The organism is Massilia sp. Mn16-1_5, from assembly GCF_004798585.1.
Classification (GTDB): Bacteria; Pseudomonadota; Gammaproteobacteria; order Burkholderiales; family Burkholderiaceae_D; genus Telluria.
The window spans coordinates 18,005-37,600 of sequence record NZ_PPXQ01000018.1 but is presented as its reverse complement, the minus strand read 5'-3'; the positions used below and the strand labels follow the sequence as shown (position 1 = coordinate 37,600).

Genomic DNA, 19,596 nt, shown 5'->3' with positions numbered 1-19,596 from the left:
AATAAAACGTCCCACGTATGCATCATTCATGAGGCAAAGTACAGACTTTTTACAGAAAGTATTGTTCCCGATCAGAAATGTATATATGCTAAGACGGCTTTTTATTTCTGAATCAAAACACGTTTTATCCCCTTGATCCAGAGATTGCATGAATGTCATGTTGTGGTAGCTCTGTTCCCTGGAGTGCCACCCCGAAACCTCGTTCAGTGGCGTCCTCGCTTGAGACAATGCACCAACCAGACCAGGATATCCGCAATCGCCTGCTGATTGCCCGGCTGCCGGCAATGCCGCAGATACTCGTGAAATTGATCGAGCATCTGCAGGCCGACGACCTGGGCATGCCGGAGCTGGCCGCCCTGATCCAGAACGATGCGGGGATGACGGGCAAGCTGCTGGCCGTGGCGAGCAGCTCGGCCTACCACCGCCCTGGGCGCGGGGTGAACCTCGAGCAATCGCTGGTGGCGCTCGGCACCGACATGATCAAGACGCTGGTCATCAGCGACTCCGTCTTCCAGACCTTTAACAGCTTCCCGCATTCCGGCAGCACCGACCTGCGCGCCTTCTGGAAGCGCTCGCTCGCCGCGGCCGTGATCGCACGCGAGGTCGCGCGCCGCATCGACTACCCGCATCTCGAGGAAGCGTATCTCGCCGGCCTGCTGCACAACGTCGGCCGCCTGGCCCTGCTGGCCACGGCGCCCAAGGAATACGCCTATAACTTCACCGCGCGCGACGACGAGGACCTGTGCGCCGTCGAGCAGCGCACGCTGCAGATCACCCACGCCGAAGCCGGTGCCTGGCTGATCGAGCGCTGGCAGCTCGATTCCTTCCTGGCCGACGCCGTCCTGTACCACCACGAGTCGAGCGAGCGCCTCGAGTCGGCCCATCCGCTGATCCGCATCGTGCGCCTGGCGCACCTGATGTCGCACCACCCGGAAGACCGCGCGGCGCTGCATGATGGCGCCGCCCTGTGCGGCCTGGACGAGGGTGAACTCGATGCCATGCTGACGGGCGCCGCGCGCCAGGTCGACAAGGCCGCGATCCACCTCGGCATCGACCTGGCCGGCGCCGACGACATCCCCACGCCTCCCGCCTACGTGGCGCCGGTGCTCGATCCGGTCCAGCAGCGCCTGCAGGAAGAGGTGCGCAACCTGGTGCTGGTGTCGGAAGTGGGGCAGACCTTCGCACGCCAGCAGGGCGAGTCCGACCTGCTCGAATCGATGACGCGTTCGGCGCGCATCCTGTTCGACTTCGACAACACGGTGATCCTGCTCGAGAACCCGACCGGGCAAATGCTGATCGGCGCGCCCGGCGGCGGCACCCAGCGCATTGCCGAATTTGCGATCCCGCTGAACAAGGGTGGTCAGATCGCCGGCGCCGCGTTGGCGCGCCGCACCGCCTACATCGGACGCGACGGCCAGCCGCTCGGCCTGGCCGAGGAACAGCTGCTGCGCATGCTCGGCACCGACAGCCTGGTCTGCCTGCCGCTGGTGGCCGGCAACCGGTGTCTCGGCGTGATGGTGGGCGGGATCAAGGCCTGGCAGGTGCCCGGTTGCCAGAAGCGCGAGCGCTTCATGCAGTCCTTCGGCGCCCAGGCCGCCACCGCACTGGAAACGGCGCTCTCGGAACGCGGCAACGCGCGCCGCCAGCTCGCCAGCGTGGCCGACGAATACCGCGAAGCCTCGCGCCGCGTGGTGCACGAGGTGAACAATCCGCTCTCGATCATCAAGAACTACCTGAGTGTCCTCGACAGCAAACTCGCGCGTCAGGAGCCGGTCGCCAGCGAGATGTCGGTGCTGAACGAAGAGATCGACCGCGTCGGCCAGCTGATCGGCAGCCTGGCCGACATCAAGCCCGAGGTCGGCGGCCCGCGTCCGATCGACGTGGCGAAGGTCGCCGAGGACGTGGTGCGCCTGTTCCGCGCCGGCCAGTTCGTGCCGCCGAGCGTGCAGATCGCCACCTCGCTGGGCGAGGACGCGCGCCTGGTCGAGGGCGAAGCCGACCTGCTCAAGCAGATCCTGGTCAACCTCGTGAAGAATGCGGTCGAGGCCCTGGGCGGCAGCGGCGGCGGACGCATCGAGATCGTCAACCGCGGCCACGTGCACCGCGAGCGCAAGCTGTACGTCGAACTGGCCGTGCTGGATAACGGTCCGGGCCTGGCGCCGGAGGTGATGGCGAACCTGTTTTCGCCCGTGCGCAGCACCAAGGATGGCGCGCACCGCGGTCTCGGCCTGTCGATCGTGCACGGCCTGGTGAATAAACTGAACGGCCAGATCGCCTGCCGCAGCGGCAGGGGCGGCACCGCATTTGAAATTCTGCTGCCGGCATGGTCCGGCGCCAGCGCCGCACCGGCCTTGCCGGCGCGCGCCTTGGGTTCTGTATAAGGTCATGATGAACGAGTATCGCCCTGCTGAGGAACCGGCCCCGTCCAGCGTGCACGGAGACATTGCGTACCTGCCGCGCCTGTTGCTGGTCGACGACGAGCCGCGCCTGCTCGCCTCGCTCTACGAACTGCTGCGCGACCGCGGCTTCGATCTGACCACGGCCAGCTCGGGCAGCGAGGCCATCGCCCATCTGTCGCGCAGCCGCTTCGACCTGGTCCTGCTCGACCTGCGCCTGCCCGACATCGGCGGCCACGAGATCATGGACTTCATGAACGAGCGCGCGGTCGGCTCGGACGTGATCGTGATGAGCGGCGAGGTCGGCATCGACGCCGCCATCGGCGCGCTGAAACGCGGCGCCTACGACTACCTGCGCAAGCCCTACAGCCGCGAAGAGCTGCTCAAGACGGTGGGCAACGCGCTCGAACAGCGCCGCCTGGCATCCGCCAATACGCGCATCGCGCAGCAGCTGGAAAACTCCGAGAAGATGTACCGCTATCTGGTCGACAGCTCGCCGGACATCATCTATACCCTGAACCATGAAGGCCGCTTTACGTTCGTGAACGACCGCGCGTATCAGTTACTGGGATTTTCGCGCGATGAACTGATCGGCAAGCACTACTCGATCCTGGTGCACGACGAAGACCTGGAGCGCGCGCGCTACGTCTTCAACGAAAGAAGGGTCGACGAACGCGCCTCGCGCAACGTCGAGCTGCGCCTGAAGTGCCGCGGCGCCAAGAGCAGCAGCGGCGACCGCACCTTCAACAACACCCTGATGACGATCTCGCTGAATTCGATCGGCATGCACGTGCCCGACAGCGAAGTACAGAAGCTCGAGTTCTTCGGCACCTATGGGGTCGCACGCGACATCACGGACCGCAAGCGCGCGGAGGAGGTGATCTCCTACCAGGCCTACCACGACATCCTCACCGATCTGCCGAACCGGATCCTGTTCAAGGACCGCCTCGGCCTGGCCGTCATCCAGGCCAAGCGCAAGCTGACCGAACTGGCCGTGATGTTCATCGATCTCGACCGCTTCAAGCTCGTGAACGACACCCTCGGCCACGTGAAGGGCGACGAGCTGCTGCAGCAGGTGGCGGTGCGATTAAAAGATTGCCTGCGCAAGGGCGACACGCTGGCGCGCCAGGGCGGCGACGAATTCACCATCGTGCTGCCGGAACTGCGCGACCGCGACGACGCGCGCATCATCGCCGACAAATTCCTGGAGAGCCTGCACCGTCCGTTCGACCTGGACGGCCACGAAGTGCACATCTCGGCCTCGATCGGCATCGCCATCTATCCGGGCGACGGCGAATCGATCGACGAACTGCTGAGACATGCCGACATCGCGATGTACCAGGTCAAGGCGCTCGGCAAGAACGGCCACAGTTTTTACCACGACTCGATGCTGGACGTGTCGCACCAGAAGATCGCGCTGGAGCAGGCGCTGCGCCGCGCGCTCGAGCACAACGAGCTGGAGATGTACTACCAGCCGCAGATCGATTCGACCAGCGGGCGCATCGTCGGCGCCGAGGCGCTGATGCGCTGGAACCATCCGACCCGCGGCCTGCTGTCGGCTGGCGAGTTCCTGCCGTTCGCGGAAGAGAATGGTCTGATGCTGCCGATTTCGGACTGGATGATCGGCGCCCTGTGCCGCGATATGCTGCAGTGGAACCTGGCGAGCGGCCAAGCGGTGCGGCTGTCGCTGAACCTGTCTCCGCAATACCTGGACCGCGGCGACTTCTTCGAGAAGATGCGCGGCGCACTGGTGCGCTACGGTATATCTCCGGGCCAGATCGAGGTCGAGATCACCGAGAACATCTGCATTCGCAATCCGCAGTATGCGATCGAGCAGCTGAATAAGCTGTGCCAGCTGGGCGTGTCGGTCGCGATCGACGACTTCGGCACCGGTTACTCGTCGCTGTCTTACCTGCACCGCTTCCCGATCCACACGATGAAGATCGACCAGTCCTTCGTGAAGGAGATTCACGATGTGGACGGTCACTATCCGGTGATTTTGGCGATCATCTCGATCGCGCGCGGCCTGAACCTGCACCTGGTGGCCGAAGGCGTCGAGACCGAGACGCAGGCCAACTACCTGCGCGCCAACGGCTGCGAAACGATGCAGGGCTATTTGTTCTATCGCCCGATTTCGCTGTCCAGCTTCATCGGCGTACTGCGCACCCAGGGGCAGGCCACGCTGCCGGCGAGCGGCCATGGCGCCGTATTCCCCGCACCGCGCGCGCTGCGCGCCTGACCGTCTTCCATGGAGACCGCGACCGTGCCTGAAGCGGGTGAACGCCACACGGCGGAATTCCTGCGCGTGAAAGCGCTGGCCGAGCGCGGTGTTCCGAGTGCCCAGCACAGCCTCGGCTTCATGTACGTGAACGGGCAGGGCGTGGCGAAGAACGATGTGCTCGCTGTGGAGTGGTATCGCAAGGCGGCCGACGCGGGCCTCGAGCAGGCCCAGTACAACCTCGGCGTGATGTACCAGAAGGGGCAAGGTGTGCCGCAGGACGACGCGCACGCGCTCTACTGGTACCGCTGCGCGGCGAGCCAGGGCTATGCGCCGGCCCAGTACAACCTCGGCTGGCTGTATGCGAAGGGACAGGGCACGCCCGTCGACGTGGCCCAGGCCCTGCACTGGTTCAGCCAGGCGGCCGAGCAGGGTGACGCCGGCGCCCAGCACAACCTGGGCATGATGTATGAGGGCGGCAAGGGCGTGGCGCAGGACATCGACGCGGCGCTGGGCTGGTACCGGCGCGCGGCGGAGCAGGGCTATGCGCGCGCGCAGTTCGCGCTGGCGCTGCGCTACGACAGCGGCCAGGGCCTCGCGCGCGATCCGCGACTGGCACTCGACTGGCTGCGCCGCGCCGCCACCCAGGGCCACGCGCCGGCCCAGTTCAACCTCGCGCTGCGCTTCGACAAGGGCCAGGACGTCGAGCAGGACAGCCGGCAAGCCATCCACTGGTACCAGCGCGCCGCCGAGCAGGGCCACGCCAGCTCGCAATTCAACCTGGCCCTGATCTTCGACAGCGGCCACGGCGTGCCACGCGACGAAGCCGCGGCCCTGGCCTGGTACCGGCGCGCGGCCGAACAGGGGCACGCCGCGGCCCAGGACAATCTCGGGCTGCGCTACGAGCACGGGCAAGGCGTGGAGCGCGATCCGGCGCAGGCAGCGCACTGGTACCGGCAGGCGGCGACGCAAGGCCTGCCGGCCGCGCAATATCACCTGGGCCAGCTGTATGACGCCGGCAGCGGCATCGAGCAGGACCAGGAGCAGGCCGTGCACTGGTACACGCAGGCCGCCGAACAGGGGCATTTGCGTGCCCAGTTCGATCTCGGCCTGCGCTACGAGGCCGGCAACGGCGTGGCGCCCGATGCCGCGCGCGCCCTGTACTGGTACCGGCGCGCGGCCGACCAGGAATATGCGCCGGCCCAGCACATGGTGGGCGTGCTGCTCGAACGCGATGAGATGACTGATCCGCGCGAGGCGGCGTTCTGGTATCGCAAGGCCGCCGACCAGGGCCACGCGCTGGCCCAGTTCGCGCTGGCGCTGCGCTACGACAGCGCCCATGGCGTCGAACGCGATTACGAGGCGGCCCACTTCTGGTACCTGTGCGCGGCGCGCCAGGGGCATGCGCGGGCACAGTTCAACCTGGGCGTGATGTATGCGGCGGGGCAGGGGGCGCAACGCGACCTGTTCGAGGCGCATGACTGGCTGACGCGGGCGGCGGAGGCGGGGGTGCCAGGTGCGGAGGCCTATCTGAAGCGGATTACGTCGCGCATGAGTGCTGCGGAGTTAGAGCTGGTGCAAGTAACGGCGTAGGGTGCGCATTCATGCGCACGCGGTCGTGCTCTGGCATACCCGATCGTTACTGGGTCCGCCGGCATGCGATGCGTTTCGATCGCTCAAGCGTTGTACCGCGTGCGCATGAATGCGCACCCTACAATACTCGTCCCGCCTTTGTCCCGGCTCCGACCCTATCCGCGCGCCGTCCATACACGGACTGGTTTATACTGTACAACCATACAGTTTCTCCACTCCGATGAAACTCTCCGACAAGCTCGAAATCCTGGCGGACGCCGCCAAATACGATGCTTCCTGCGCCAGCAGCGGGGCGCCGAAGCGTGCTTCCGACGGTCATGATGGCGGCATCGGCGCCACCACCGGCATGGGCATCTGCCACAGCTACACGCCTGACGGCCGCTGCGTCTCGCTGTTAAAAATCCTGCTCACCAATTTCTGCATCTACGACTGCCAGTACTGCGTCAACCGCCGTACCTCGAATGTCCCGCGTGCGCGCTTCTCGGTGGCCGAAGTCGTGAAATTGACCCACGATTTCTACCTGCGCAACTACATCGACGGCCTGTTCCTGAGTTCCGGCATCATCCAGTCGAGCGACTACACGATGGAGCAGCTGGTGGCCGTCGCGCGCACCCTGCGCGAAGAGCACAATTTTCGTGGCTACATCCACCTCAAGACCATCCCCGACGCCGATCCCGCCCTGATCGCCGAAGCGGGCCGCTATGCCGACCGCCTGTCCGTCAACATCGAGTTGCCGACCCACGACAGCGTGTCCCGCCTCGCGCCCGAAAAGAACGTCCATACCATCAAGCTGGCGATGGGTTCCATTCGGCGCAAGCTGGATGAAAAGGCCGAGGAGCCGAAGGCGCCAAGTTTCGCGCCGGCCGGGCAAAGTACGCAAATGATCGTCGGCGCCGACGCCAGCGACGACCAGACCATCCTCAACACGGCCGAGACCCTGTACGGCAGCTACAAGCTGAAACGCGTGTATTACTCGGCCTTCAGCCCGATCCCGCACAGCCCGGACAGCGTGCCCCTCGCACCGCCGCCGCTGCTGCGCGAGCACCGCCTGTACCAGGCCGACTTCCTGCTGCGCGGCTATGGCTTCACGGCGGGCGAGTTGATGCCGAAGTCCGGCAACCTGGCGCTCGACGTCGATCCGAAGCTGGCCTGGGCGCTGGCCAACCGCGAGCATTTTCCGATGGACCTGAACCGGGCGGATGCCGAGATGATCGCACGCGTGCCCGGCATCGGCCTGCGCAACGCCAAGCGCATCGTCGAGCTGCGCCGCCTGCGCCGGGTACGTTGGGAAGATCTGTCTCGCCTGCGCTGCAGCATGAAGAAGATCGCGCCCTTCGTCGTCACCGCTGACTACAAGCCGGCACAGGGCTTGGCCAGTTCCGAGCTGCTGCGGCGCCACCTCGGTGCGCCACAGGAGCAGATGAACCTGTGGCCTGAACTGAAGGCGGCATGAGCGCGGCGGCGGCTTCTGCGAAGGTCGCCGCCGGCCGGCCGCTGGTGGTCTCCAGCTTTCAGGAATGGCGCAGCGCCGCGCGCGACCTGCTCATGCACGAGGTGGCGCCGGAACGCGTGACGTGGAACGAGGTGGGCACGCATGCTGCCGACCTGTTCTCGGGTGCGCCGGACCCGGCGCCTTCTGCCGATAATGCTCCTGCCGGGTTAACTCCCTTACAACCCGCACTGCCGAAAAGACCATCGATTCCGCGCGCGCTGATGGACATGCTGCAGTCGGCCGCCTGCTGCCGCATGCCGGACCGCTGGGCCTTCCTGTACCGCGTCATCTGGCGCTGGCAACATGGCGAGCACGACGTGCAGTCGCCGGCCGACGCCGATGGCGCGCGCCTGCATGCGATGGTGAAAGCGGTGCGCCGCGAGGAGCACGACATGCATGCCTATATCCGATTCCGCGAGCGGCCCCTGGAAGCCGGCCCGCCGCAATTCGCCGCCTGGTTCGAGCCGCGCCACGACGTGCTGCCCCAGGTCGCCGAGCATTTCAAGGACCGCATGGGCAACGTGACCTGGATGATCGGTACGCCCGACGCCAGCGTCATGTGGGACGGTGCGACCCTGCACCACACTGGTCCCCTGATGAAGAGCGCGGCCGACCTCGACGACGCTGGCGAGGCGCTCTGGCTCACCTATTACCGCAGCATTTTCAATCCCGCGCGTGTCAACGCCCAGCTGATGCAAAGCCATATCCCCTCGCGCTTCTGGAAGAATCTGCCGGAAGGCGCGATCGTGCCGCAGATGGTCAGCAACGCCGAGCTCGGCGCGCGCAGCACCGGCCAGGCCCAGGCCGTGGGCCGCAAGAGCGGCGCTACTATCCCGATCGCCCCGGCCGATGCCCAGCCCGAGCGCCAGCAGCCCTCGAAACTCGACGAATGCCGGCGCTGCGAGCTGTGGCAGTTCGCTACGCAAGCCGTGGGCGGAGAAGGGCCGAAGAAGGCGCAGATCATGCTGGTCGGCGAGCAGCCGGGCGACCAGGAAGACCTGGCCGGTAAAGCGTTCATTGGGCCGGCCGGCCAGTTGCTCGATCGGGTGTTCAACGCTGCCGGCCTGGAGCGGCGCGAGATTTATCTGACCAATGCGGTGAAACATTTCAAGTGGGAGCCGCGCGGCAAGCGCCGCCTGCACAAGACGCCGGCGCAGCGCGAGGTGGAGGCTTGCCACTATTGGCTGGACAAGGAGCTGGCCGCCGTGAAACCGAAGGTAATCGTGGCGCTGGGCGCGACGGCCTTGAAATCGGTGCTCGGCAGCGGCAGCGCGAAGCTGGGCGAATCGCTGGGCAAGGCGATCCGGCTCGGGGACCGCTGGGTGGTGACCGTCTACCACCCTTCGTACATCCTGCGCGTGCCGGACGAAGCGACCAAGCAGGCGGCGTTCAAGGTGATGGTGGATGGTTTGAAGCTGGCGCAGTCGTTGTTGAACAGGCCGCCAGAGGAACCGCCGGCATAAGATGGACCTGCGGCGGTCGTGTAACGTAGGGGGGGGCGAGGCCATTGGCCTCGCCCACCCCTACGTTACGCCAAGGCCGCAGGATGGATCATTTACCCGGCATGACTGCGACATCGAAGCGCACCATGTCGCCGGCGCTGACCTGGCGCGCGGATGCCGGCGGCGTCACGGTCCCGATCGCAAATCCGGGCTGCACCTGCACGATCGTCAGCGCGCCGACCGGCGATTCCACCGTCCCCAGCGGCACCAGCGGATCGGCGCCGTAGACCTGCTGGCGTGGGTCGGCGCGATAGATCACGAGCTGGTCGCCCGGCGCCACCGAGGAGGTGCTGCCGGCGTCGATCACGATGCGTTCGCCCTGCACCTGCACCACCTTGGCCATGAAGGGGAGTGCGGCGATATCGGCCGCGATGCCGGCGATGCCCTCGTCCAGCGCGCGCAGGATTGCGCCGCCGAAGGGTGTGGCGGCGAAGCTGGCGCTGCCGAAGGGCTTGTCGCGGCCGACGCGGCGTTCGCCGACCTGCTCCACCACGGCCGTGCGGCGCGCCAGCAGGGCGCCGCTCAGGCCATCGTGCACATAAAAATCGATCTCGATGCGGCGCGCGTTCCTGTTGACCAGGCCATACAGGGCCGGCTTGTCGAAATTGCTGGCGTCGACGATCTCGCCGGAGATGACGAACTGGCTCTCGAACATGGTCGCGATGCGGCGCACGGCCGCCGTGTCCGCGCTCGGGCCGCTGGCGCCCGGCGAGATCACGTACGGGCTTTCCTTGCCGAGGAATTTATTGGAAGCCGTCATGCGGCGCAGCAGTTCCTGCGGCAGGCGGGTGGCGATGTCGTCGACGTCGTCGAGCTGGGGCGAGCGGCGCACGTGGAAAGGCGTGACGACGATCTTCTTTTTGTAGGCGAGGTTCACGCTGCCGCGCGGGCGCGCGTCTTCTTCCTTGACGGCGATGCGCACGTGCAGCAGCTGGCCGGTTTGCCATTCGCGCAGCACGCTGTAGCGCTCGAAGTCGGCGGTCGGCTGGACGCGGCTGCTCTCAACCGTCTTGCCGCGGGTGGAGGCGCCGGCGGCCACGTCGACGCGGGCGCCGCTGCGCAGGCCGAGTTGTTCGAGGGCGTCGCGGATCGCGGCCTGGCGTGCTTGTGCGAGATTGCCGTTGGCGATCGCGGCGACGCCTTCGGCCTCGAGCGGCGCGGCGAATGCAGGGAAGGAGAAATGAAGCAGCAGCGCCAGGAGGGCGCCGCCGATGAGCCGCAGCTTACTGCGCATGGTAGAACGACGCGCCGTAGGCAGCGCCGGGACCGGCATTGCCCACCATGGTGCGGACGTTCTTGGCCACTGCCGGAGCAGCCTGGGGGGCGGATGCCTGGGATTGGGCCGCATTCGTATCGAAATCCATCTCCACGGTCGTCTCATAGGTGCCGTCTTCGCGCTGGACGCTGTTGGTCACGCGCGCGCCACGGATGAAGGCGTCAATATACACCTTGAAACTGTCGTCCTTGAGCGCGAGCGAGCCAACCGTGCTGCCGCCCTCGACGCGCAGGCCGTACACCTGCTCGGCCATGGCGCGGTAGGCGTCCAGGCGCGAGGCGCGCATGGCCAGCAGCTTGCGCTGTGCCGGCGAGACGCGGTCGCACTCGCCATTGCAGGCCGCCGTGTTGACGGCGCCATAGCCGGTGGCGTTCAGGGTGACGATGACCGGGTGCGCAGGCGCCTGCTTGGTCAGGGTGGGCATGCGCACGGTGCCGCAGGCGGACAGCAGCGTGGCGGCGGCAAAGGCGAAAACGGCAGCGAATTTCATGACGGATCCGAAGGTGGTAGGGCATGCGCGACAGGCGCGCCAACTCTCCCGGTAACGGCCGCCGCCGCCGGATCTTGATGGATGCAAGGAAATATTTATCCTAAAAATCCGCAAAATCAAAAGCGGATTGGCGGCTTGTCAAGCTTCGATGCCGCTTCGGCAAGCCGCTCAGGTCGCTCATGACGAGGACAGCACGAACTGGTTGCCGTCTGGGTCCTTCATGATGGCGTAGGTGCCCCAGGGCTGCTTTTGCGGTTCCGAGACGAACTCGACCCCACGGCTCGAGAGCTGGCGCCAGGTCGCTTCGACGTCGTCGCAGGCCAGCGAACCGTTGAACTGGCTGCCGATGCGGTCTTCCTGGCCCGGCGGCGTGAACAGCACGAAGCGCGTCTCCGAGGCGCCGACGCGCAGCTCGATCCAGCGCTGGGCGCCGAAGGGCTGATCGGTGATCACGCGAAAGCCCAGCTTCTCGGTGTAGAAGGCGAGGGCCGCGTCCTGGTCGCGGGTCGGAATGCTGACAAATTTAATGTGGGTGATCATGGTGGCTCCCTGGTTTTGTTTGCCGGCATTCTCGCACGGGAGAAGCGCCAGCTATAATCATCATGACTATACTCTTCATGATGCCAGTGACGACCTTCGATCCCTACGTGCTCGACGTGCTGATGCCCGACCTCGTCGGCCACGAACATGCGCCCTCGGCCTTTCTGGTGTATGTCTACCTGTGGCATCGCATCGAAGCGAATGGTGGACGCGCCGTGCAGCTCAGCTATGCAATGATCGGCCTCGAGACCGGGCTGTCGCGCATCACGGCCCAGCGCGCCATTGCCTTGCTGCTGCGTCGGCAATTGATCAGCGCAACGAGCGTCTCGCGTACGGCGGTGCCGAGCTACCTGGTGCTGCGGCCGTGGGCAGAGCGCAAGCGCGCGCGTGAGAATTCGTGATATTCAATATATGTATGGCTCTTGTAACATCTTGTTTCTTGCTTATATCGTCCGATCGCCACACAATCTCCGTCAGCTAACCCACTGAAGGATGCAAGCATGACCCTGAAACAAGCCGTATCCGCGCTGTCCCTGTGTTTCCTGAGCTGGCCGGCCCTGGCGCAAACCGCAGGCGAGCCCGTGCCGCAGCCGCAGCCGGCCGCGGCCGCGCCGACGACCGAAGACGGCGAGCCGGTGCCGCAGACCATCCTCGTCTCCGGCAGCCGTCCGGGGCCGGGCTTGTGGAAGGTCTCGAAGGGCGATCACGTAATGTGGGTGTTCGGCACCTATTCCCCGGTACCGATCAAGATGGAATGGCGTTCGCGCGATGTCGAAAAGAAGATCGCCGAATCCCAGGAATACCTGAAGCCGCCGGGATCGGGCATCAGCGTCGGCTGGGGCGCCGTGACGGCCTTGCCTTTCCTGATGGGCGTCAAGAAGAACCCGGACGGCGCGGAACTCAAAGATTTGCTGCCGCCGGACGTGTATGCGCGCTGGAAGCCATTGAAGCAGGTGTATTTCGGCGACGACAACGGCATCGAGCGCGAACGTCCCTCGTTTGTCGCGGCGGAACTGTCGAGCCGCGCCCTCAGGCAGGCCGGCCTCACCAACAGCAACGAGATCACCAAAACCATCGAAAAGCTGGTCGACAAGCATAACGTCAAAATCGTCGACGCCACGGTCCAGGTCAAGATCAAGGACCCGGGACAGGCCGTACGCGACTTCAAGAAGTCGCCCATGGACGACGTGCCCTGCCTGGCGAAAACGATCGACCGTCTCGATGGCGATCTGGTCGCGATGCGTGCCCGCGCCAACGCCTGGGCGGTCGGCGAATACGAGGACATCCGCAAGCTCGATTACGGCGAGCGCGCCGCCTGCCGCCAAGCCGTGCTGAGCAGTTCGCTGGCGAAGAACCAGCCCGAACTGCAGACGCTGAACGAGCGCGCCCTGGCGTCCTGGGTCGCGGCCGCCGAGAAAGCGCTGGCCACCAACACCAGCACCTTCGCCGTCGTGCACATCAAGGAAATCCTCGATCCCAAGGGCGTGATCGCCACGCTGCAGTCCAAGGGCTATACGGTCGAACCGCCGAAGTAAGGGGCGGCGGCAGGGGCCTTGCAGGGAATTGATGCAAGCTTGTCACTGCCGCGCCAACTCGCGTAGAATGCGACGAGTCGCGGGTGTAGCTCAATGGTAGAGCTGAAGCTTCCCAAGCTTATGACGAGGGTTCGATTCCCTTCACCCGCTCCAGTCTGCTTCTTCCTCATTCCCTCATTCAAAACGGTAGCGGTTCGTCGTCGTCCGGCGCCGGCAGCGAGATATCGATTTCCCGAAAGCGCAGCCGTTCCAGCTGCAACAAAGCCAGCAACTCTCCGGTCTGGAAGGGCGCGTAGGCCCGGAAACCATTCGCCTCGATCGAGACCAGCATGATGGGCAGCGCGGGAAAATGCTCCGCCACTTTTTTCAGCACCGGCTCCGCCGCGCCCTTCACCGTATAAGCCGAGTCGACGATCGCCACGACGATGGGCGAGCCGTGCGGTGCGAATTCCGTTACCTGGATCAGCATCAGATGCGGTCGCTTTCCTTGCGTACGACGCGGCCGATGACCAGGCAGAGGTCGCCTTCGCAGGCGCGGCGGTAATAAGTGCGCTGGTCCGGGTTGTCCGAGGCCAGCCACCAGCGCCCGCCATCCTTCTGCATGCGTTTCACCACGGGCTCGCCATTGAAATTGACGGCAAACACTTCGCCGTCCGCCGGCTTGCGGTCGGCCGTGTTGATGACGACGATGTCGTCCTCGTACAGGGTCGGCTCCATGCTCTCACCCTTGACCAGGATGGCGATCAGTTTCGAAGGATTCAGGCGCTTGCGCTCGATCCAGTCGCGCCGCATGCCGACCGTGCCGCCATCGTGGTATTCCGGTTCGGTCTGGAAACCGGTGACCCCGGCCGACAGGCGCAGTTTGACCATCGGCACCTGTATGAACGTGTCGTCATTGGTGTCGGAGACGACCACGCGCATGGCACCCGGGAAGAGGGCGGCCGGATCCGTGCCCTGCAGGCCGGCGATGATGGCATGCGGCAGGCTTTTGCCGGTGATCTTGGCAATCGCCAGCAACTGCTGCAGGCTGGGACTGTGCTTTTCGTTCTCCCAGTGGGAAATATTCGCCTTGGTATGGCCGCGTGCCGTCCCCAGCTCGAAGGCGAGCTTCGTCCCCAGGGCCTCGCCCGACAGGCCGGCATCGCGCCGGGCCTCCTTGATCCAGTTGGCAATCATCGTTTTTGCTTCCATCGTGAAATTGTATAGCAACTCGCTTCACGCAAGTATAGAAATTCTTAACCAAAAAGTATAGTATTACTATACTGGTTGAGTTATCTCAATGACACGTTGAAGGAGGAGGCAGGCATGAAACGGCATATCTTTGAAATCTCGAGCATTCTGGGTGCGATCACGGCGATCGGTTCCGCGATGACGCTCGAGCGGGTGGGGGTGGCCTTCGGCATCCTGACCGGCCTAACGACCTGCATCCTCAACGTGTTCTATATGCTGCGAAAAGATGCGCGCGAACAGCGCCAGGCCGAGCTGGCGATGCGGGAAACCGAAGCACGGCTGGCGGCGCTGAAGGGAAAGGAGACCAACGGATAAGGCGTCGGCACGATTGAATCCTCATCCAAACTGTGGTGACATGGCGTCTCAGCCGGTCAGTCAGTTTGCGGGAGCAGGTATGAAGCACTCTACCGAACGCAGGATACTGTTGCACGCCATGCTTGCGGGCGCCGGCTCCGCCGTGTGCGGGCCGCTACTGGCGGCGGCACCCGGTCCGCTGCTCACACGCCCGATTCCCTCTTCGGGCGAAGCCTTGCCCGTCGTCGGCCTCGGCAGCTGGATTACCTTCAACGTCGGCGACGACCCGGCTGCACGTGCCAGGTGCACGCAAGTCGTGCAAGCCTTCCTGGCCAATGGCGGGCGCCTGATCGATTCTTCTCCGATGTACGGCTCGGCCCAGGCCGTCATCGGCCACGCCCTCGGGCAACTCAAGCATCCGCAGGCGCTGTTCTCGGCCGACAAGGTCTGGATCGGTTCCGGCGCCCGCGGCCCGGCCCAGATCGACAGCTCGCGCCGCCTGTGGGGCGTGCCGCGCTTCGACCTGCTGCAAGTGCATAACCTGCTCGCCTGGGAAGAGCACCTGCGCACCCTGCAGCAAATGAAAGCGGAGAAACGCCTGCGCTACGTCGGCATCACCACCTCCGAAGGCAGGCGGCATGGCGAGCTCATTAAAATCATGGAAACCCAGCCGCTCGACTTCGTGCAAGTCAGCTACAACGTGCTCGACCGGGAAATCGAAGCGCGCATCCTGCCGCTGGCGCGCGAACGCAAGATCGGGGTCATCGTCAACCGGCCCTTCCGCCAGGGAGACTTGACGCAAGCGCTGGCCAATAAACCCTTGCCTGGCTGGGCCGCCGAGATCGGCTGCACGAGCTGGGCGCAGGCGCTGCTGAAATTCATCGTCGCCGAGCCGGGTGTCAGTTGCGTCATTCCCGCCACGTCCAACCCGCTTCACGCGCGCGACAACATGCTGGCCGCGCGCGGACCGATGCCCGACGCGGCCCTGCGCCGGCGCATCGCTGCAGACGTGGCGCGGCTGACATGAGCGAATGGTGGACCTACCGTTTATCGGACCTGCTGATGTTCTCGAAGGCGACCTATTTTCGCCTGTTCGAATTGCAGAACCTGGCGCTGTGGCCGTTTCAACTGCTTGCCGTCAGCATCGGCATCGCGCTGCTGATCTGCCTGGTGCAGGGCGGCGCGCGGGCAGGGAGAATCGCGGCGGCGCTGCTAGCGCTGGCCTGGCTGCACGTTGCCTGGAATTATTTTGCCCAGCGCTATGCGACGATCAACACGGGGGCACCTTACTTTGCGCTCGGCTTCGCGCTGCACGCCGTGCTGCTGTTCTGGCTGGCGAGCCGGAAGAGGGAGCCGCGGCTGGCGCAGCCCGTCGGGTCGCTCGGCAGGCTGGGGTTGATCATTGCTGTCATCGCACTGCTTGGCTATCCCTTGCTGGCCCCGTTGAGCGGACGTCCCTGGACTGGTGCCGAACTGTTCGGCCTGGCGCCTGATCCCACCGTCGCCCTGAGCTGTGCCGCCCTGCTGCTGTGGCGCTCTGGCGTGATGCTGTGGATCGTGCCGCTGCTGTGGTGCGCGATCAGCACAGCCACGCTGGTGGAATTGCATGCGGGCCAGGCCTGGATGTTGCCGATCCTGGCGCTGCTGGCAATGGGAGCACGATTGCTGACGGCGGTGCGTAGCCGCGGCTGAGGCTTAGGACCCCAGCAGATTCCCCGCGCGGAAACCCGTCGTCCCCGCGATCTTGCAAACATGCATGCCACGCAGCAGGTGGCGGTGCGCCGTGCTGGCAAACAGGACGCCGGCGTGCTTGGGACGGATTGGCGTGACCTTGCCCGTCACCGGGTTGACGATTTCCGCCACCGCTTCCTCGGCCTCGACCTTGTCGCCCAGCTGTTTCAGGAAGACCAGCACGCCGGAGTGCGGCGCGGACAGCGGCTCGACGGCTTCCAGCGGCGTCGGTGCGCACAGCGGCTCGGGCAGCGGGGTGACTGGAATGTCGAGCACGCCGTTGCGGGCCAGGTATTGCAGCAGGGCCTGGGCGTCGGCTTCGGCCAGGTCGTAGCGCACGTCGTTCTCTCCACGCAGCTCCACCGTGATGGCGATGCCGGCCGGCGGGATTGCGACCTCGGGGCCAAAGTGTTCTGCCAGGTCCCACCACAGGCGGCTGCAGGCTTCATCGAAAGGCTCGCCGCCGGACTCGCGCGCCAGCAGCACGGCATGCGCGCCCATCAGGGTCGCCAGCGGCTGCACCGCTTCGGCCAGCGGTTCGCCGGCGTACATGTGCAGCACCGCCTCGTTATCGCAATGCAGGTCGAGCATGATGTCGGCGTCGATCGCCATCGACAACAAAATCTTTTTCAACAGGCCGCCGCTGGTCGCGGGCGCCCATTGCTCGAGCGATGCGCGGGCGTGTTCACGGATCAGGGCGACGTTGGCGTCGGCATCCTTGCCCAGCTTGCCAATGAGCGACTGCTTGAGGTCGTCGGCAACGTGTTTATAGGCGCGGTTGAAATTCACCCCGGTCGAGAGGTCGTAGCGGCCGAAGGGCGTGCCGTGGATGGTCTGCGACAGGCCGATCGGGTTGGCTGCCGGCACCAGGATGATCTCGCCTTTTATTCGGCCCTCGGCGTCGAGCCGGTCCAGTTCCTGGCGCAAGAAATGGGCGACCAGCATCGCCGGTACCTCGTCGGCATGCAGGGAGGCCTGGATGTACACCTTCTTGCCGGTGCCGGGCGTGCCGTAGTGGAAGGAAGTCAGCTGGAAGGTGGCGACGTTGTCTTCGATCGCGATCGGGTGTTTGGTCGAATGCATGGTCAAGCCTTGGCGAATGCGTGTCTAAAACCCGATTATGGCGCAGATTGCCTGAATGACCACACGCGGCTGGGACAGGCTGTTCAGGCAGGACCGTAGGCTATAATGTCCGCCGTTCTCTCCTCATACCCACATTCCCATGTCCGAAGACACGCCCAACAACGGCCCGGCCCGTACGATGCTTTACGACCCTACCGAACACCGCATCCGCAGTTTCGTCACCCGCGCCGGCCGGCTGTCGACGGGACAGGCGCGCGCCTTCGAGGAATTCGGACCGCAGTTCCTGGTCGAGTACAAGAAAGAAACGCTCGACTACGCGGCCGCGTTCGGACGCCAGGCACCGACCATCTTCGAGATCGGCTTCGGCATGGGCGACACCACGGCGCACATCGCGCGCCAGATGCCAGAGAAGAATTTTATTGGCGTCGAAGTGCACACGCCGGGCGTAGGCAGCCTGCTCAAGCAGATCGGCGAGCAGGGCATCACGAACTTGCGCCTGATCCAGCACGATGCCTTCGAGGTGCTGAACCACATGATCGCCGACGGCTCGCTGGACGGTTTTCACATTTATTTCCCGGACCCCTGGCACAAGGCACGCCACAACAAGCGCCGCCTGATCCAGCCGGCGTTTGTGAAACTGCTGTGCCAGAAGCTAAAGCCGGGCGGCTACATCCACCTCGCGACCGACTGGGAAGATTACGCCGTGCAGATGCTGGAAGTACTGAGCGCCGAGCCGCAGCTGGCGAATACGGCGGAAGGGTATGCGCCGCAGCCGGCGTACCGGCCGCTGACCAAGTTCGAGAACCGCGGCCTGAAGTTGGGCCACGGTGTGTGGGACCTCGTCTTCACGAAGAAGTAAGCAGCAGGTAGGGGTGGGCCAGGCCATTGGCCTGGCCCACCCCTACGCTTATACCGCCCGTGGCCGGCGCGCAAAAATCCCGAAGCACAGGATGATGGCGTAGCACAGCGCCGGCACGATCAGCGCCATTTTCAGGCCGACGCTATCGGCCGCATGTCCCGTGATCAGCGGCACGATCGCCCCGCCCACGATCGCCATGCAGATCAGCCCCGATCCTTCCGCCGCACGTTCCCCGAGCCCTTCGCAGGCCAGCGAGAAAATGGTCGGGAACATGATCGAATTGAACAGCCCCACCGCCAGCAGCGCCCAGCCCGAGACCATCCCTGTCGTATTCGCCGACACGATCAACAGCGTGATCGTCATGCCGGCCGCGCAGGCCAGCACCTTACCGGGCGAAAACATGCGCAACAGGGCCGCGCCAATAAAGCGGCCGACCATCGCGCCGCCCCAGTACAGGGGCACGTGCTTGCCCGCGGCTTCCGCATCCAGGCCGAGCACGTTCGCTTCCATCAGGTAGTTGACGATCAGCGAACCGACCGCCACCTCGGCGCCCACGTACAGGAAGATGCAGGCGGCACCGAAGGCAAAACGTGGCTGGCGCAGCAGTTCGAAGGCGCGCAGCATGCTGACCTTCGGCGCCTTCGTTTCCACCAGCTTCTTGCGGTTGTGCCAGACCAGCGCGGCAACGATGCTCAGCGCAATCGCCAGGCCGATATAGGTGTGCACGACCACGCGCGTTTCCGCGGCGCGGTAGGCGTCCAGTGCCACGCCGGACAGGGTACGTGGATCGATGGTGGCGAGCGAACCCAGGATCAGGATCGCGCCGACATACGGAAACACGGTCGTGCCCAGCGAATTGAAGGCCTGGGCAAAGGTCAGGCGGCTGTGCGCCGTTTGCGGTGCGCCCAGCAGCGAAATCAGGGGATTGGCCACCACCTGCACGATCGTGATGCCGGACGCCAGCACGAACAGCGCGACCAGGAAGGTGGCGAACACGCCGGACGAGGAGGCGGGAATGAAGAGCAGGCAGCCGGCCGTCATGGTCAGCAGGCCGACGACGGCGGTGCGCATGTAGCCGATGCGGCGCACGATGGCGGCGGCCGGGATCGAGACGATGAAGTAGGCAGCAAAGAATGCCGACTGCACCAGCATCGCCTGCGCATAGCTGAGCGTAAATAAATCCTTCAGCTTTGGGATGATGACGTCGTTCAGGCTCGTGATGCCGCCGAAGATGAAGAACAGCGCGAAGACAAAGGTCTGCAGGCTGCCGGCATTTGCCGGCACGCTGGAGGTCGATGAAGCGGCCGCGGGTGAATCGATGTGCATAGGGATAAGTGAATCGTGCCGCGGCGCAGTG

Annotated in this window: 18 protein-coding genes and 1 tRNA gene; 12 read left to right on the top strand and 7 right to left on the bottom strand. The window is 65.0% G+C overall.

All coding sequences use genetic code 11. From position 1 onward, the window contains the following. Positions 1-227: 227 nt before the first annotated feature. The 5 genes from C2862_RS20020 to C2862_RS20000 all read left to right on the top strand — a co-directional run bounded on the left by C2862_RS20020 (position 228) and on the right by C2862_RS20000 (position 9,162). Positions 228-2,381: an HDOD domain-containing protein gene (locus C2862_RS20020; protein ID WP_136221908.1), complete on the top strand. Its 2,154-nt coding sequence runs from the start codon at positions 228-230 to the stop codon at positions 2,379-2,381. 4 nt (positions 2,382-2,385) lie between these two features. After that, the gene (locus C2862_RS20015; protein WP_136221907.1) at positions 2,386-4,635 is read left to right on the top strand and encodes a bifunctional diguanylate cyclase/phosphodiesterase; all 2,250 of its coding nucleotides are present in this window, start codon (positions 2,386-2,388) and stop codon (positions 4,633-4,635) included. 9 nt (positions 4,636-4,644) lie between these two features. Then, on the top strand, positions 4,645-6,207 hold the full coding sequence (locus tag C2862_RS20010; RefSeq protein ID WP_136221906.1) for a tetratricopeptide repeat protein: 1,563 nt from the start codon (positions 4,645-4,647) through the stop codon (positions 6,205-6,207). 220 nt (positions 6,208-6,427) lie between these two features. Then, positions 6,428-7,660 (top strand): putative DNA modification/repair radical SAM protein, encoded by a 1,233-nt coding sequence (locus C2862_RS20005; RefSeq protein ID WP_136221905.1) that lies wholly within the window; start codon positions 6,428-6,430, stop codon positions 7,658-7,660. Then, positions 7,657-9,162, top strand: a complete 1,506-nt coding sequence (locus tag C2862_RS20000) for a UdgX family uracil-DNA binding protein (protein WP_136221904.1) — start codon at positions 7,657-7,659, stop codon at positions 9,160-9,162. Before C2862_RS20005 ends, C2862_RS20000 begins: the two co-directional genes overlap by 4 nt. 88 nt (positions 9,163-9,250) lie before the next feature. On the opposite strand, the gene C2862_RS19995 is transcribed toward C2862_RS20000, so the two are convergent. From C2862_RS19995 to C2862_RS19985, 3 genes are all read right to left on the bottom strand, one after another. Further along, the gene (locus C2862_RS19995) at positions 9,251-10,435 is read right to left on the bottom strand and encodes a flagellar assembly protein T N-terminal domain-containing protein (protein WP_168710118.1); all 1,185 of its coding nucleotides are present in this window, start codon (positions 10,433-10,435) and stop codon (positions 9,251-9,253) included. Beyond that, positions 10,425-10,967, bottom strand: coding sequence for an LPP20 family lipoprotein (locus tag C2862_RS19990; RefSeq protein WP_136221902.1), 543 nt, complete (start codon positions 10,965-10,967; stop codon positions 10,425-10,427). Before C2862_RS19990 ends, C2862_RS19995 begins: the two co-directional genes overlap by 11 nt. A gap of 177 nt (positions 10,968-11,144) precedes the next feature. Beyond that, complete coding sequence (locus C2862_RS19985) at positions 11,145-11,507, bottom strand: VOC family protein (protein ID WP_136221901.1); 363 nt, start codon at positions 11,505-11,507, stop codon at positions 11,145-11,147. A gap of 62 nt (positions 11,508-11,569) precedes the next feature. Between C2862_RS19985 and C2862_RS19980 the strand changes: the two genes are divergently transcribed. The 3 genes from C2862_RS19980 to C2862_RS19970 all read left to right on the top strand — a co-directional run bounded on the left by C2862_RS19980 (position 11,570) and on the right by C2862_RS19970 (position 13,195). Beyond that, complete coding sequence (locus C2862_RS19980; protein ID WP_136221900.1) at positions 11,570-11,908, top strand: helix-turn-helix domain-containing protein; 339 nt, start codon at positions 11,570-11,572, stop codon at positions 11,906-11,908. Positions 11,909-12,007: 99 nt separating this feature from the next. Next, positions 12,008-13,042, top strand: coding sequence for a TraB/GumN family protein (locus C2862_RS19975; RefSeq protein ID WP_136221899.1), 1,035 nt, complete (start codon positions 12,008-12,010; stop codon positions 13,040-13,042). Positions 13,043-13,121: 79 nt separating this feature from the next. Then, positions 13,122-13,195: transfer RNA gene (locus tag C2862_RS19970), tRNA-Gly, on the top strand. A 25-nt stretch (positions 13,196-13,220) separates the two neighbouring features. Here C2862_RS19970 and C2862_RS19965 read toward each other — a convergent pair. Next, positions 13,221-13,511 carry a hypothetical protein gene (locus C2862_RS19965; RefSeq protein WP_136221898.1) on the bottom strand — a complete coding sequence of 97 codons (291 nt, stop codon included), beginning with the start codon at positions 13,509-13,511 and terminating at the stop codon, positions 13,221-13,223. Continuing rightward, a complete protein-coding gene (locus C2862_RS19960) occupies positions 13,511-14,218 on the bottom strand; it encodes a LexA family transcriptional regulator (protein ID WP_168710117.1) in 708 nt (235 codons plus the stop codon). The genes C2862_RS19965 and C2862_RS19960 overlap by 1 nt, the downstream gene beginning before the upstream one ends. 129 nt (positions 14,219-14,347) lie before the next feature. Here C2862_RS19960 and C2862_RS19955 point away from each other — a divergent pair, with 129 nt between their 5' ends. The 3 genes from C2862_RS19955 (at position 14,348) to C2862_RS19945 (ending at position 16,258) form a co-directional block, all read left to right on the top strand. Next, the gene (locus C2862_RS19955) at positions 14,348-14,587 is read left to right on the top strand and encodes a holin (RefSeq protein ID WP_136221896.1); all 240 of its coding nucleotides are present in this window, start codon (positions 14,348-14,350) and stop codon (positions 14,585-14,587) included. A 79-nt stretch (positions 14,588-14,666) separates the two neighbouring features. After that, entirely contained in the window at positions 14,667-15,593 is a 927-nt protein-coding gene (locus C2862_RS19950; RefSeq protein WP_210736083.1) for an aldo/keto reductase, read from the top strand. Beyond that, complete coding sequence (locus C2862_RS19945) at positions 15,590-16,258, top strand: DUF6064 family protein (RefSeq protein ID WP_136221895.1); 669 nt, start codon at positions 15,590-15,592, stop codon at positions 16,256-16,258. The genes C2862_RS19950 and C2862_RS19945 overlap by 4 nt, the downstream gene beginning before the upstream one ends. A gap of 3 nt (positions 16,259-16,261) precedes the next feature. On the opposite strand, the gene C2862_RS19940 is transcribed toward C2862_RS19945, so the two are convergent. Continuing rightward, positions 16,262-17,380 (bottom strand): succinylglutamate desuccinylase/aspartoacylase family protein, encoded by a 1,119-nt coding sequence (locus C2862_RS19940; protein ID WP_136221894.1) that lies wholly within the window; start codon positions 17,378-17,380, stop codon positions 16,262-16,264. Between the two features lie 178 nt (positions 17,381-17,558). On the opposite strand from C2862_RS19940, the gene trmB reads away from it, so the two are divergent. Continuing rightward, positions 17,559-18,239, top strand: coding sequence for a tRNA (guanosine(46)-N7)-methyltransferase TrmB (gene trmB / locus C2862_RS19935; protein WP_136221893.1), 681 nt, complete (start codon positions 17,559-17,561; stop codon positions 18,237-18,239). 48 nt (positions 18,240-18,287) lie between these two features. Here trmB and C2862_RS19930 read toward each other — a convergent pair whose 3' ends face one another. Continuing rightward, positions 18,288-19,565, bottom strand: a complete 1,278-nt coding sequence (locus C2862_RS19930) for a sugar MFS transporter (RefSeq protein WP_136221892.1) — start codon at positions 19,563-19,565, stop codon at positions 18,288-18,290. Positions 19,566-19,596: the final 31 nt, after the last annotated feature.